The organism is Mycobacterium sp. GA-0227b (genome assembly GCF_001499855.1).
GTDB lineage: Bacteria > Actinomycetota > Actinomycetes > Mycobacteriales > Mycobacteriaceae > Mycobacterium.
The window spans coordinates 184012-198237 of record NZ_LQIK01000033.1 but is presented as its reverse complement, the minus strand read 5'-3'; the positions used below and the strand labels follow the sequence as shown (position 1 = coordinate 198237).

Sequence of the window (14226 nt, the reverse complement as noted above, 5' to 3'; positions counted from 1 at the left end):
TATGAGCATCGAAACCACCAAACCCAGTGTCTTCGAAGCCGATCTGCCGACGCTGGCCTACGACATCACCGCCACACCGCAGGACATCTACCCGCAGTTCCGCGCCGCCCAGGACGTGGCGCCGATCGCGCTGGGCCCGATCGGACCGGAAGTGCTGTCCTACGACCTGGCCAGGGCGATCTTGGGGGATCCACGATTCGGCATTCCACCGGGCATCCATCTCACCGCGCACGGGGTGACATCGGGGGAGCTGTGGGACCGGGTGACGCGCAGCATCCTGTGCATGGAGGGTGCCGAGCACCGGCGACTGCGCAGCCTCGTTTCCAGAGCCTTCACTCCCCGCGCGACCGCTCGCATGGACGTCACCATCCACGCCGTCATCAACGACCTCATCGACGCCGTCGAGGCTGACGGCCGGTGTGAATTCGTGGAAGCGGTCGCCCGCCCTTACCCGATTCCGGTCATCTGCGCGTTGCTCGGCGCGCCGTCGGAGGACTGGAAGTTGTTCTCCAAGTGGGCTGAAGACATCTTCAAGGTCGTCAGCTTCGACATCGACCTCGCCGCCGAGGAACCGGCCGTCTTGCGGGCCTGGGACGCATTCGACGAGTACATCGACGACATGATCGCCCACCGGCGCACCGAGTTGACGCACGACCTGCTCTCCGAGCTGATCCGCGCCGAGCATGACGGAGACCGGCTCGACGCGGCCGAGGTACGCATGCTCGCCTTCAGCATCCTGCTGGCCGGAACCGACACCACCCGAACCCAATTGGGTGCTTCCATGCAGGTGCTGTGCGATCACCCGGAGCAGTTGGTGCTGCTGAGGGACCGACCCGAACTCGCGATGAACGCCGTCGAGGAGACGATGCGGCATTCGCCGTCGATGTGCAGCACGCTTCGCAGCGCGACCGAGGATGCCAGCATCGGCGAGTACACGATCCCGGCAGGCACCTTCATCCTCGTCAACACCTTTGCGGCCAACCGCGATCCGGCGATCTACGACGAGCCGACCCGCTTCGACATCACCCGTGGTGATCCGCCGCCCATTCTCACCTTCGGTGGCGGTGCCCACTACTGCCTCGGCGCCAACCTCGCCCGGCGCGAACTGGCCGAGGCGCTGAAGATCCTTGCGGTGCGAATGCCGAACCCGCGAGTCACCGGTCCGGCGCCGTGGCGTCCGCTGCTCGGGATGAGTGGACCGACCCGCCTGCCGATCGAGTTCGGCTGATGGCGTACAGGATTGACCCAGCGGTACTACACAACGTCGCGCAGCCGCCACTCAGCGAGGGGCCCAGATCTCCGTCGGCGTGGATCGTCCCCTCAGGGTTTCCGAGCCCCGCGCGGTCCAGCAGCGGCGCTCGGCGTCGTCGGCGCGCTCGAGCGCGGCACCTGAGCACAGCACCCGTACGTCGAATTCCTTGGCCCGGTCGGCCAACCGGGCCGCCTCGTTGACCGCGTCTCCGACGACGGTGTACTCGTATCGGTTCTCCGCGCCGATGTTGCCGGCGAACACCGGGCCGGCCGAGACCCCGATGCCGAAGTCGAGGCGCAGGCGTCGCAACTCCGTGACGAGCATCCGGGCGGTCGCCAGCGCCGCGGTCGCGGGATCGTCGCTGCGCAGCGGCGCGCCGAACACGGCGAGCGCCGCGTCACCTTGGAACTTGTTGACCAGACCGTGTTTGTCGTCCACGGCGGCCACGACGATGCGAAAGAAGTCGTTGAGCAGTTCGGCGACCTCGTGAGGTTCGTGTGATGCGGCCAGTCGCGTCGACCCGACCAGATCGATGAACAGGACCGCGACATCGCGTTCGTCACCCGAGAGCGACTCGTTCTCCTCGACCGCGCGGCGCACCACCTCTTCTCCGACGTGGCGGCCGAAAAGGTCACGGAGGCGGTCGCGTTCGCGCAGGCCGGAGACCATGCTGTTGAAACCCCTCTGCAGGAGCCCGATCTCCGACCACTCGTACACCTCGACTCGGGCGTCGATCTGTCCGCGTTCGACCTTCGCCATGCCGTCGATGACCTCGTGGACGGGGTCGGAGATCGACATCGACACCAGGATCATGGCCCGCAAGCCGAGGACCACGGCGACGAGCGCCAGCACGAGAAGGGCCAACTCGATCGGGGCGGCCCTGTCGATGATCCAACCGCGTGCACGCATGATGAGCAGCACCGCGATCGCCAGTCCCGGCAGCGCGGTACACGTGGTCCACATGAGCAACAGCCGGGCACGCACTCCGGGCGCGGTGAGCCGGGTGAAATCGGTTGTGACGCCGGCCAAGACCGGTCGCAGCGGTCGCAATGTGAACAGGAACCCGGTGGACACCGTCGCGATCGTGCCGAAGAGCATGGCCGAGCCGATGACAGCCTGAGCCTCGACTCCCGCGTCGAGATCCCAGAAGATCAGCACCGCCCCCGTGAGCAACCACGGTGCGACCGTCAGCGCCGCCTGGCGGCGAAGGATTTTGAGCGTTTCCTGCCGTTCGGCGTCGGTGGGCTCGCGGGACCCGAGCCATTGCAACGAGGGCCGGATGATCAGCACACCGCCGACGGTCACGATCGCGGTACCGACAACGATCAATGACGCCGACACGAGGACGGTTTCAGCGGTCATCCCCGCCCAGCCGGTCATCGACATGACGATCGCGATGACTTCACCGACCGTCAGGACATAGGCGAACGCCAAGCCCGCTGCGTATCGAACGAGCAGGCCCCGTTGCCTCACATCGCTGAAAGTATCAGTCGCTGGCGGGTAGCGGCTTGGCTTCTTTGAGCGACAGGGGAGTGTTTCCGATGCTCAACGTGCCCGCACCGGCCTTGGTCACGAGGACTTCTGCGCCGTTGTCGTCGACGTAGCGCTTGCCCATCGCGTTACCGTCGGCGAAGTCTGGATCGATCGTGAGGTCGGCTGCCTTCTGCGCGTCGATCGGCACCATCGGTGCACCGCCGGCGCGCAGATCGTCGAGACTCTCGGCGCTGCGCACCACGATCACCTGGGTGTCACACACCTGGCTCTGAAGTCGTGTGCCGTTCTTGAACATGTTGAGCTCCTTGTTAGTTGGTGGCTGTCAACTCGGCGATCAGTTCTCGACGGAGCACCTTGCCGGTCGCGTTGGTCGGCAACTCGTCGCGGAAGACCACTCGGTCGGGGGTCCGCGATCCGCGCAGCTGGCGTCGGACGTGCTCGCGCAACTCGTCGGCGTCCGGGGTGGCCGGGCCGTCCGGATTGTCGGCGGGAACCACCACCGCGACGATGATCTGGCCCCACTGCGGATCCTCCGGCCCCACCACGGCGCAATCGCGTACCGCGGGATGCTCGACGAGCACATCCTCGATCTCGGCCGGCGCGATGTTCTCGCCCCCGCGGATGATCGTGTCGTCGGAACGGCCGCCGATGAAGAGATAGCCGGCCTCGTCGAGCATCGCGATGTCCTTGGTGGGGAACCACCCGTCGGCATCGAGCACCGAGCCGATCTCGGCGTAGCGGCCGGAAACCTGGTCGCCGCGGACGAACAGTTCACCCGTTTCGCCGGGGCCGAGTACCGCGCCGTCGGCGTTGCGGATCTGCACCTCGATCCCGGGCACGGGCTGGCCCACCGAACCGAGCCTTCGCAGCACCGCATCGTCGGATGAGGCCAGCGCCGCGCGGTGGTCGTCGGGGCCGAGCACCGCAATGGTCGAACTGGTTTCGGTGAGGCCGTACGCGTTGACGAAACCGACGTCGGGAAGCAGTTCGAGCGCCTTGCGCACCAGAGGCAACGCCACCTTGGATCCGCCATAGGCGAGATTGCGCAGCGTGGGCAAGTCGACGGACTCCGTCTCGAGAACCGTGACGATGCGGTCCAACATGGTCGGCACCACGGTGGCCGTCGTGACACCCTCTGCCCGCACCAGGCGCACCCACTCGTGCGGGTCGAACTGGCGCAGGTACACCATCTTCCGGCCCGCGTAGAGGTTGGACAACGCGGCACCGACGCCGGCGATGTGGTACGGCGGTACGCAGATCAGCGCGGCGTCCTCGGGGGCCGCGGAGTCGAACTCCACGGTGCCGGTGATGTAACTGGTCAGGTTGTTGTGGGTCAGCTCAACGGCTTTGGGCCGTGACGTGGTGCCGGAGGTGAACAGGACCACGCCGACATCCTCGGGGTCGGCGAACTCGGCTACCGGTTCGGCAGTGCGGGCAGCCGCCACGAATTCCTCGGACCCGATCACCTCCTTGCCCGTTCCGGCGACGAGGTCGCAGTACTCGGAGTCGGCCACGATCAGCGGGGCCGGCAGGCGGTCGATCAGCTCACGCAGTCCGTCGGCACTGAGCCGGTAGTTCAACGGGGTGACCGGCACGCCGGCCCTGGCCGCGGCGAACAACAGCAGCGGCAGCATGGCGCCGCCGGTTCCCACGTAGGCGACGTGGGACGCGCCCGAAGCGGCGATGACGCCCGCCCCGCCGTCCGCGAGCGCGCTCAATTCTCCTGTGGTCAGCCGCATTTCGCCGGACACCACGGCGGTCCGGTCCGGATTGCTCGAGGAGGCCATCTCGAGCAGCAGCGAGATGCTCATGACTTGTCGACGAAGATATCAAGGATGGGGTCGTCGCCACCGCCGTAGCGAGACAGGTCCGTCACGCCGGATTGCCTCAGCAGTTCGGAGTCGATGAAGCATTTGCCGTTGACCTCGGCCGCGGGGCGGGACAGGATCACCGCCGCCGCATCGCCCATGATCTGCGGATCGCGGGACCTGTCGATCATCTCCTGGAAGTTGGGCGCATTGGCGACCGCGGCGGTGGCGATGTAGGTCTGCGGCCACAGGCAGCTGAATCCGATGCCCGCATCCGCGTACTCCTGCGCCCATCCCAGCGAAAGCAGGGTCATCCCGTACTTGGACAGCGTGTAGGACGGGTGCGCGCCCAGCCAGTGCGGGTTCATGTTCAGCGGCGGCGCCAGCGTGATGACGTGCGCGTCGGGGCTCTTGCGTAGGTAGGGCAGCGCGGCCTTGGTGAGCAGGAACGTACCGCGTACGTTGATGTCCATCATCAGGTCGAACTTCTTGGCCGCCAACTGCTCGGTCGGTTCGGTGGCGATGGCGCTGGCGTTGTTGACCACGATGTCCACGCCGCCGAAGTGCTCGACGGCCGCGTCGACCGCGCGCTGCACGTCTTCTTCCTTGCGCACGTCGCCCACCACCGCCACGCCCTTGCCGCCGGCGGCCTCGACCTCCGCGACGGCGGTGTGCACGGTGCCGGGCAGCTTCGGATGTGGTTCGGCCGTCTTGGCCAGCAGCACGACGTTGGCGCCGCGTGCGGCCGCGGCGAGCGCGATCGCCAGACCTATGCCGCGGCTACCGCCGGAGACGACCAGCGTGCGGTCAGTGAAGGCGGACATGGACCTCCTTAGCCAGGCGACCTGCGTCGTCCCACGATGCTAGCTGACAACCTCAAGACAGCGGTATTGACGTTCTCATTTTACGCAAGTGCCATAATCGCTGTGTACCGCGTCTTCGCGTGCTCTCGACCCGGGAGTGCACCGCTTCCTCCGTGCGCGTTTGCGGCGAGCGGTATTGGCATTCTCATTTTTTGCAAGTACGTTATCCAGTGATGAGCGAGCCAGTACAGACCCCGTCGGGGATCCCGCTCGAGCCGGTCTACGGGCCGTCAGAACGGGCGACCGAACCGCCACCGCCGGGCACCTATCCGTTCACCCGCGGCAACTTCGCGTCCGGGTACCGCGGTAAGACTTGGACGTTTCGTCAGTATTCGGGATTCGGGACAGCCGAGGAATCGAACCGCCGCTACCGCTACCTGCTCGACCAGGGCGGGACCGGATTGTCGGTGGCATTGGACCTGCCCACGCAGTGCGGCTACGACTCCGATGACCCCGAGTACGGCGAGGAGGTCGGTCGCGTCGGCGTCGCGGTCGACACGCTCGCCGACGCCGAGATCCTGTTCGACGGCATCCCGCTGGACAAGATCAGCACCAGCTTCACCATCAACGGCACCGCCGCGATCCTGCTGGCGTTCTATGTCGCCGCGGCAGAGAAGAAGGGGGTGCCGCGAGCGAAGCTGACCGGCACCATCCAGAACGACATCCTCAAGGAGTACGCCTCACGCGGTACCTGGATCTGGCCGCCGGAACCGTCGCTGCGGCTGATCGCCGACACGATCGAGTTCTGCGCGGCCGAGGTGCCCAGGTTCAACGCGATCTCCGTCGCCGGTGCGCACTTCCGCGATGCCGGCGCGAATGCCGTTCAGGAGATGGCGTTCACCCTGGCCGACGGCGTCACTTATTGCGACACCGTCGTCGAGCGCGGCCGCATGACCATCGATCAGTTCGCCCCGCAGATCTCCTTCTTCTTCTACACCCACGGCGACTTCTTCGAGGAGATCGCCAAGTACCGGGCTGGGCGCCGCCGGTGGGCGACGATCGTGCGGGAACGCTACGGCGCCACCACCGACAAGGCGTCGATGTTCCGGTTCGGCTGTGTGGCGGGCGGCGCATCGCTGTACGCGCCGCAGGCCCAGAACAACCTCGTCAGGGTCGCCTACGAGGCGATGGCCGCGGTGCTCGGCGGCGTGCAGTCGATGTTCACCGCGGCGTGGGACGAACCGTTCGCACTGCCGAGCGAGGAGTCTGCGACGCTGGCGCTGCGGACCCAGCAGATCCTCGCTTACGAGACCGGCGTGACCAAGGTTGCCGACCCGCTCGGCGGCTCGTACTTCGTCGAGGCGCTCACCGACGCGACCGAAGAGAAGATCATCGAGATCATGCACGACTTGGAGCGGCACGGCGGGATGGTCGCAGCCATCGAGGACGGCTACCTGCAGGGCCTGATCGCCGACGAGGCCTTCAAGATCCACCAGGACGTGGAATCGGGTATCAGGCCCGTTATCGGAGTCAACAAGTTCGTCTCCGAAGAACCACCGCCGGAGATCGCGACATACGAACTCGACGCCGAGGGCCGCGATATGCAGCTCAAGCGGCTGTCCAAGGTCAAGGCCGAGCGCGATGCCGCGGCGGTCAAGGAGTCGTTGGCGGCCCTGGCTCGCGCCGCCGAGGGTGACGACAACCTGATGCACAAGCTCATCGACTGCGCCAACACGTACTGCACTGTGGGCGAGATGGTTTCGACGCTCAAAGCCGTCTGGGGCGAATTCCAGCAGCCGGTGGTGTTCTGATGGCCGACTCCGCTCCCGCCCAGACCCGTCCGGCCCGCGTGTTGGTCGCCAAACCCGGCCTCGACGGTCATGACCGCGGCGCCAAGATCGTCGCACGCACGCTGCGCGACGCCGGGTTCGAAGTGATCTACACGGGTATCCGGCAACGCATCGAGGACATCGTCTCGATCGCGTTGCAGGAAGATGTTGCGCTGGTGGGCCTTTCGATCCTATCGGGCGCACACGTGGCGCTCACCACGCGCACCGTGGAAGCCCTGCGCTCGGCCGACGCCGGCGATATCGCGGTCGTCGTGGGCGGCACGATTCCGCAGAGCGATGTTCAGAAGCTGCTGGACGCCGGAGCCGCGGCGGTGTTCCCGACCGGCACACCGCTCGACACGCTGGTCGACGAGGTGCGCAAATTGACGGTGAGCGAACAGTGACTTGCCGGCCGAATGTGCGTTCGGCGCTGAACTCTCGGAGGAAGAGCTGACATGCGGCTTGGCGTGATGATCGGGGCCGAGCGCGGCGACATGGCCCGCAAGGTCAACAAGCTGGTCTCCGATATCCAATGGGCCGAATCCGCAGGCATGGACACGGCATGGATGCCGCAGGTGCCCAACGACTTCGACTGCCTGACGATGGTAGCGCTGATGGCGGCGCACACGTCGAAGATCGAGCTGGGCACCGCGGTGGTCCCGCTGCAGGCGCAGCACCCGATCGCGCTCGCGCGGCAGGCTCTGTCGGTGCACGCGATGGCCGGTGGACGGCTCGCGCTCGGGGTCGGCCCGTCGCACCATTGGATCGTTCGGGACATGCTCGGCATCCCCTATGAGAAGCCGGCCGCGTACACCCGCGACTACCTCGAGGTGCTCAACACCGCGCTCGCAGGACCCGGCGATGTCGATGTCGAGAACGACACCTTTTCGGTGCACAATCCGACGGTGCTGGGCGCGCAGAGCCCGCTGCCGGTCCTGGTGGCCGCGCTGGGTCCGGTCATGCTGCAGATCGCCGGGGAGCGCGCCGACGGCACGGTGCTGTGGATGGCTGACGAGAAGGCGATCGGTGATCACATCGCGCCCAAGATCAACAAGGCCGCCGCGGAAGCCGGTCGGCCCGCGCCGCGCATCGTCGCGGGAATTCCGGTGTGCCTGTGCGCGAACTCGGAGATCGAGACGGCGAAGGAGCGGGCGAATCGCATCCTCGCCGAGGCCGAGACGTCGCCGAACTATCAGCGCCTACTCGATCGCGGGGATGCGCGCGATGTCGGCGATCTGTGTGCGGCCGGCGACAGTGAACAGATTCTGCGGCGATTCCAGAATTTCGCCGACGCCGGAGTCACCGACTTGTCGGTTCGGCTGTTGCCGATCGGCGAGAACCGTGACGAACTGATCGCGTCGAAATACCGCACGCGCGAGGTGATCGCCGAACTTGCCAAGGCGGTACGGTGACCGACTCGGGTCCGCTGGCGGGCATCCGGATCATCGAGGTCGGCGTCATGCTGGCCGGCCCGTACGCGACCATGCTGCTGGCCGACCTGGGGGCGGAGGTCATCAAGATCGAACCGCCCGGCGGCGAGATCTCGCGTCAGGTCGGCGACAGCTACTTCGCCAGTCTTAACCGAAACAAGAAGAGTGTGGTGCTCGATCTGCGCTCGGATGACGGTCGTGGGCACCTGGCCGAGCTCGTCGCGGAATCCCATGCGCTGCTGGTGAACATGAAGCCGTCGGCAATCAAGAAGCTGGGCCTGACATACGAATCGCTTCGACAGTTCAACGAACGCATCGTCTGTGTGGCGATGACCGGCTTCGGGCTGGAGGGCGGCGACGACCCCGCGTTCGACTACGTGATCCAGGCCGCGACCGGCGTCGCCGCGATGACGGGACATCCGGACGGGCCGCCGACCTTGCCGGGGTATTCGTCTGCCGACAACTCCACCGGCCTTGCCGCGGCACTCGGACTGCTGGCCCAGATCGTGTCCGGCCGCGGTGGTCAGGTCGACGTGTCTCTGCGCGACGTGATGCTCTCGCAGTTGAACTATCGAGCCTCGGCCTACCTCAACGATGGTGCGGCGCCGCTGCGCTATCCATATGGGGCGCACTCGTACTACGTTCCGGCGCAGCTGTTCGCAACAGCGGAGGGCTATCTGGCGCTGTTCATCACCCATGACGCCTTCTGGCGGGCGTTCTCGGCCGAAGCGGGCATTGACGGCTTCGAGACGATGGCGGAAAGGGCCGCCAAACGCGACGAGGTGCTCGCCGTGGTCGCGACCGCGTTGGCCGCCGACACGGCCGCGGGCTGGGAGTCGCGGCTCCGGCCGCTCGGGATCCCCGTCGCCGCGGTGCGCACGCTGCCGGAGGCGTTGGAGCAGACACCGGAGGTGATCGTCACCGCCGGCGAATTCCGTTTGGTGCGCAGTCCCATCCAGATCGCCGGCTATCAACCGGAATACCGGCCCGCGCCACGCGTCGACGAGCACGGCGCGCCCGGTCCGGCTTGTCGTTGCTGACGCAATGTCGCGCTGAGAGCACCGTCGCGGCTATATATGCACGGCGACGCTCTCAGAGTGACATTGTGATCGGGCCTGTGCGAAGCGAGCTAGTCGTCGTAAGTGACGCTGATCGTGTCGGTTTCCGGAACCGCCTGGCAGGTGAGGATGTATCCCTCCTCCACCTCATCGTCTTCGAGAGCGTCGTTGACCCGCATGGTCGCTCGACCCTCGATGAGCTTGCCCATGCAGGTGCCGCAGTTGCCGGCTTCGCAGGAGAACGGCGGTGACAACCCGGCACGTCGGGCGCTCTCGAGAAGCGTCTCGTTGGCGACCCGCGCCACCGACACCTTCTTGCGGTCGAGCACGATCGTCACCTGTCCGCCGCTCTGCGCGGGATGGTCAGGCATCGGATCCGCCGTCATCAAACCTCTCCTGGCATGTCGATTCTAGCTGGACGAGAATACCATTCTCGTTAAATGATACGCTATTCTCAACACAGTCGTGCACGCCGGAGACGCTAGTGAGGACAGGGTGTGAGTGAGGCGATCGCGCTCGCCTTCGAGCAGCGTGAGTACACGCTGTCCCAACTCGATGCGCTGACCCGCGGCATGGCCGACAATCTGCAACGCCGCGGTGTGCGGGCCGGGGACCGGGTCGCATTGATGTCGTCCAATCGTCCCGAATTCGTCGTCGCGCTGCGCGCGGTCTGGCAACTGGGGGCATCCGCCGTCCTGCTGAGTCCCGCCTGGAAGCGCGCCGAGGCAGAGCACGCACTTGCGCTCACCCGGCCGGCGCATGCCGTGGGGGACCAGGGTGTGCTCGCCGAGCTCATGCCGATGCTTTCGCTGGACGAGCCGATCGACCCGGCTCGACGGGAGTTCGACCCACCGCCGCCGGACGCCGACGCCCTGTTCGTATTCAGTTCCGGTACCACGGGTATGCCGAAGGCCGTGCGTCACACGCACGCTTCGTTCGCCGTCGCGGTGCGGCACTGGCGAGACGCGCTGCAGCTGTCCTCGTCGGACCGCATGCAGATCATGATGCCGCCGTCGCACATCCTGGGACTGCTCAACATCGTGATGGCGCTCGAGACGGGCACATGGATCCGGTTGCATCGGCGGTTCGACATCGAGCTGATGCTGCGACATATCGAGCGGGACGGGATCACGATCGAGATGGCAGTGGCCCCAATTGCTCTGGCGCTCGCCAGCCATCCGGATCTCGAGTCCTATGACCTGTCATCGCTGCGGTACATCATGTGGTGCGCGACTCCCGTCGCCGAAAGCGTCGCCGAGACGGTCACCCGCAGAACCGGCGTGATGTGGGCGACGGCGTATGGTGCGAGCGAACTTCCGGTCATCTCGTGCAACGACATCGACGGCAGGCATCTGGACACGGTGGGCCGGTCCGTTCCCGGCGTGCTCGTGCGGGTCGTGTCACTGGACAGCGGAGCGGTCCTGGGTGCGGGCGAGGTGGGCGAGATCCAGGTGCGTTCGGAATCGGTGATGGTGGGTTACCTGCCGGAGTCGGCGACACCAGACGCATTCGACGACGGGTGGTATCGCACAGGCGATGTCGGGTTCCTCGACGACGACGGCTGGCTGCGAATCACCGACCGGTCGAAGGAGATGATCAAGGTGCGTGGCTTTCAAGTCGCGCCCGCGGAGATCGAAGCGGTGCTGCACGGGCATCCGGCGGTCGACGACTGCGCGGTATTCGGAGTGTCCGATACGGTCAACGGTGAGGCGGTTGTCGCCGCGGTGAAGACGAACACCGCCGTGGAGCCGGGTGAGCTGGTGACGTTCGTGGGCGAGCGGTTGGCGTCGTACAAGCGACCGAGCCGGGTGGTCGTCGTGCCCGAGATACCGCGGCTGCCATCGGGGAAGGTTTTGCGTCGAGTGTTGAAGGAGCGTCTGTGGACGTCCGTCTGACGAGTGAACAACAGCAGTTGCGGGAGGCCGCAGCCAGTTTGGCCGACGACCTGGGCCCGGGCTCGGTCGCCGACCTCGACGACGCGAGCCGTGTCGCCAGGCTCGAAAAGGCGGTTGACGCCACGGGGTTTCACACGCTGCGTTCCGATGGCGCCTCGGGTGTGGAGGTGGCGATCGTGGCCGAGGAGTTCGCCCGCGGTCTGGTCGACGTGCCGTTCATCGGGCCGGTGCTCGCCGATGACCTTCGGGCGCGCTGTGGGCGTGACGTCGCGCCCGGCGCGCAGTCCGAGTCGGTCGACCTGACCAACAGCCTTGCCGGAGTTGTGGAGTCGCCGGCTGAGCTCGGTGACCTTTCGGAAGAGGATGCGCAGCGGTGGCGTGCGTTGGCGCTGACGGCCACATGCGCTGACCTCGTCGGGTCGGCTCGTGGCGCGCACGCACTTGCGGTCGACTACGCCAAAGTGCGCGAGCAGTACGGCGCGACGATCGGGTCGTATCAGGCCGTCGCGCATCTGCTGGCCGAGAGCTTGGCGCTGATCGAGGGCGCGGTGAGTGTGTCGCGGCACGCCGCCTGGGCGGTGGATGAACTGCCGGCGGCCGAAGCGATCGAGGCGGCGCGGGTGGCCAAGATCTACTGTGCGCGAGCCGCTCTGACCGTCTGTGAGACCTCGATTCAGGTGCACGGCGGCATCGGCAACACGTGGGAGTGCCTGGCGCACGTGTATCTGCGCCGGGTGCTCGCCGCCTCCGAGACGTGGCCCGTGAAGCTGGAGGAGCTGACCATTGGACTTTCGTGATTCGCCGGAGGAAGCCGCGTTCCGTGATCGGCTGCGCGGCTGGCTGACCGAACAGAAGGGCAAGTTCCCGACGTCGGGCGACGAGTACTGGGCCGCCCAGGGCGCGTGGCACCAGGCGCTCTACGAGGCCGGGTTCTTCGGCACGTCGTGGCCGAAACAATATGGTGGGCAGGAGCTGCCGCCCGTCTACGACGTGATCGTCGACGAGGAGATCGCCAAGGCCGGCGCCCCGGCGCGGCCCAGCCTGGGCTATCTCGTGGTCGGTTTGTCGCACCACGGCAGCGAGGAACTGCGGCAGCGGTTCCTGCCCGGGATGATCAACGGCACCGAGCGGTGGTGCCAGGGCTTCTCCGAACCCGGTGCGGGATCGGACCTCGCATCGCTCACCACGACCGCGGTGCGCGAAGACGACGAGTACGTCATTCACGGCCACAAGATCTGGACCAGTTACTCCGACGTCGCCGACTGGTGTCTGCTGCTGGCGCGCACCGACAAGAATGTCCCGAGGCACAAGGGCATTTCGGCGTTCATCGTGCCGATGCACCAAGACGGTATCGAGCAGCGCCCGCTGAAGATGATCAGCGGTGTCACCAAGGAGTTCGGCCAGGTCCTGTTCGACGGGGCACGGGTGCCGGCCGAGAACATGGTCGGAGCGCCTGGCGAGGGCTGGAAGCTCGCGATGACCGTCGTCAGCCATGAGCGGGAACCCTCGACCCTCGGCTTCTCGGCCCGGTACGGAAAGCTGGTGCGCCAGTTGGCCTCACGTGTCGAAGGCTCTACGCCCGAGGAGTTGGCCTGGGCGTGGGTGCAGACCGAGATGCTGCGGCTGCATGTGCGCAGGAGGCTGTCCGAACAACTCGACGGCATCACGCACGGGCCGCAGGGGTCACTGGACAAACTGTTGATGACGTGGGTTGAGCAGTCCGTGGGACACGCCGCGCTGGCGACCGTCGGCACCAGCGATGCCGAACTGTTCGGTGCTTACATGTACAGCCGCGCGCAGAGCGTCATGGGCGGCACCTCGCAGATCCAGAAGAACATCATCGCGTCGCGCATTCTCGGATTAGGAGTCTAAGTTGTACGACCTGCCACCAGAGATCGACGTTCAGGCCGACGGCGCCTTGCGCATCATCACGCTGAACCGACCGGACTCGTTGAACTCCGTCAATGACGACCTGCACTGCGGCCTAGCGTGGGTGTGGTCGCGGTTGGCCGAGGATCGCGAGGCCCGCGCCGCGGTGATCACCGGTGCGGGACGGGCGTTTTCGGCCGGCGGCGACTTCGGCTACCTGGAGGAATTGCGGCAGGACGCCGATCTGCGCGCGAAGACGATTCTGCACGGCCGCGAGATCGTGCTGGGAATGGCGCGCTGCCGGATCCCGGTGGTGGCGGCCGTCAACGGTCCGGCGGTCGGGCTGGGCTGCAGCCTGGTCGCGCTGTCCGACATCGTCTACATCAAACCCGATGCCTACCTTGCCGATCCGCATGTGCAGGTCGGGCTGGTCGCCGCCGACGGCGGGCCGCTGGTGTGGCCGCTGCAGATGAGCCTGCTGCACGCCAAGGAGTTCGCGCTCACCGGAACCCGGATCTCGGCGCAGCGCGCCGCCGAGCTGGGCTTGGCCAATCACGTCGTGGAAGACCCGCTCAGTGAAGCGATCGCCTGCGCGAAGAAGATCATGGAGTTGCCGCGCCAAGCCGTCGAAAGCACCAAGCGGCTGTTGAACATTCACCTCGAGCGTTCTGTGCTGGCGGTGCTGGACTACGCCAACACGGCTGAGCACCAGTCCTTCGAGACAGACGACTTCCGCGAGATCGTCACGCGCCTGAACGCCAAGAAGAAGTAGCCCTCACCAGCCACCG

At 66.4% G+C, this 14226-nt stretch carries 14 protein-coding genes; 9 read left to right on the top strand and 5 right to left on the bottom strand.

Going from position 1 to position 14226, the window contains the following annotated elements:
• Nucleotide 1: 1 nt before the first annotated feature.
• Entirely contained in the window at nt 2–1228 is a 1227-nt protein-coding gene (locus AU185_RS22950) for a cytochrome P450 (protein ID WP_059102037.1), read from the top strand.
• A 51-nt stretch (nt 1229–1279) separates the two neighbouring features.
• Here AU185_RS22950 and AU185_RS22945 read toward each other — a convergent pair whose 3' ends face one another.
• Genes AU185_RS22945 through AU185_RS22930 form a run of 4 tightly spaced genes read right to left on the bottom strand, consistent with a single transcriptional unit; the run spans nt 1280 to nt 5378 of the window.
• Nucleotides 1280–2725 (bottom strand): adenylate/guanylate cyclase domain-containing protein, encoded by a 1446-nt coding sequence (locus AU185_RS22945; protein WP_059102036.1) that lies wholly within the window; start codon nt 2723–2725, stop codon nt 1280–1282.
• Nucleotides 2726–2738: 13 nt separating this feature from the next.
• A complete protein-coding gene (locus AU185_RS22940; protein ID WP_059102035.1) occupies nt 2739–3041 on the bottom strand; it encodes a hypothetical protein in 303 nt (100 codons plus the stop codon).
• 13 nt (nt 3042–3054) lie between these two features.
• Nucleotides 3055–4557: a class I adenylate-forming enzyme family protein gene (locus AU185_RS22935; protein ID WP_059102034.1), complete on the bottom strand. Its 1503-nt coding sequence runs from the start codon at nt 4555–4557 to the stop codon at nt 3055–3057.
• The gene (locus AU185_RS22930) at nt 4554–5378 is read right to left on the bottom strand and encodes an SDR family oxidoreductase (RefSeq protein ID WP_059102033.1); all 825 of its coding nucleotides are present in this window, start codon (nt 5376–5378) and stop codon (nt 4554–4556) included. Before AU185_RS22930 ends, AU185_RS22935 begins: the two co-directional genes overlap by 4 nt.
• Before the next feature lie 212 nt (nt 5379–5590).
• On the opposite strand from AU185_RS22930, the gene AU185_RS22925 reads away from it, so the two are divergent.
• The 4 genes from AU185_RS22925 to AU185_RS22910 are packed head-to-tail and all read left to right on the top strand — an operon-like array spanning nt 5591 to nt 9656.
• A complete protein-coding gene (locus AU185_RS22925) occupies nt 5591–7168 on the top strand; it encodes a methylmalonyl-CoA mutase family protein (protein WP_059102032.1) in 1578 nt (525 codons plus the stop codon).
• Entirely contained in the window at nt 7168–7590 is a 423-nt protein-coding gene (locus AU185_RS22920; RefSeq protein ID WP_059102031.1) for a cobalamin B12-binding domain-containing protein, read from the top strand. Before AU185_RS22925 ends, AU185_RS22920 begins: the two co-directional genes overlap by 1 nt.
• A 51-nt stretch (nt 7591–7641) precedes the next feature.
• Complete coding sequence (locus tag AU185_RS22915; protein ID WP_059102030.1) at nt 7642–8598, top strand: LLM class F420-dependent oxidoreductase; 957 nt, start codon at nt 7642–7644, stop codon at nt 8596–8598.
• Nucleotides 8595–9656: a CaiB/BaiF CoA transferase family protein gene (locus AU185_RS22910; protein ID WP_059102029.1), complete on the top strand. Its 1062-nt coding sequence runs from the start codon at nt 8595–8597 to the stop codon at nt 9654–9656. The genes AU185_RS22915 and AU185_RS22910 overlap by 4 nt, the downstream gene beginning before the upstream one ends.
• A gap of 89 nt (nt 9657–9745) precedes the next feature.
• Here the strand turns inward: AU185_RS22910 and AU185_RS22905 are convergent, their stop codons facing one another.
• Nucleotides 9746–10060, bottom strand: a complete 315-nt coding sequence (locus tag AU185_RS22905) for a 2Fe-2S iron-sulfur cluster-binding protein (RefSeq protein WP_059102028.1) — start codon at nt 10058–10060, stop codon at nt 9746–9748.
• Nucleotides 10061–10171: 111 nt separating this feature from the next.
• Between AU185_RS22905 and AU185_RS22900 the strand changes: the two genes are divergently transcribed.
• From AU185_RS22900 to AU185_RS22885, 4 genes are read left to right on the top strand one after another with little or no spacing between them, the layout of a single operon-like run.
• Nucleotides 10172–11569 (top strand): class I adenylate-forming enzyme family protein, encoded by a 1398-nt coding sequence (locus tag AU185_RS22900; protein WP_059102027.1) that lies wholly within the window; start codon nt 10172–10174, stop codon nt 11567–11569.
• Nucleotides 11554–12366: an acyl-CoA dehydrogenase family protein gene (locus AU185_RS22895; RefSeq protein WP_059102026.1), complete on the top strand. Its 813-nt coding sequence runs from the start codon at nt 11554–11556 to the stop codon at nt 12364–12366. The genes AU185_RS22900 and AU185_RS22895 overlap by 16 nt, the downstream gene beginning before the upstream one ends.
• Complete coding sequence (locus tag AU185_RS22890; RefSeq protein WP_059102025.1) at nt 12353–13441, top strand: acyl-CoA dehydrogenase family protein; 1089 nt, start codon at nt 12353–12355, stop codon at nt 13439–13441. Before AU185_RS22895 ends, AU185_RS22890 begins: the two co-directional genes overlap by 14 nt.
• Nucleotide 13442: 1 nt before the next feature.
• Nucleotides 13443–14210 carry an enoyl-CoA hydratase/isomerase family protein gene (locus AU185_RS22885; protein WP_059102024.1) on the top strand — a complete coding sequence of 256 codons (768 nt, stop codon included), beginning with the start codon at nt 13443–13445 and terminating at the stop codon, nt 14208–14210.
• Nucleotides 14211–14226: the final 16 nt, after the last annotated feature.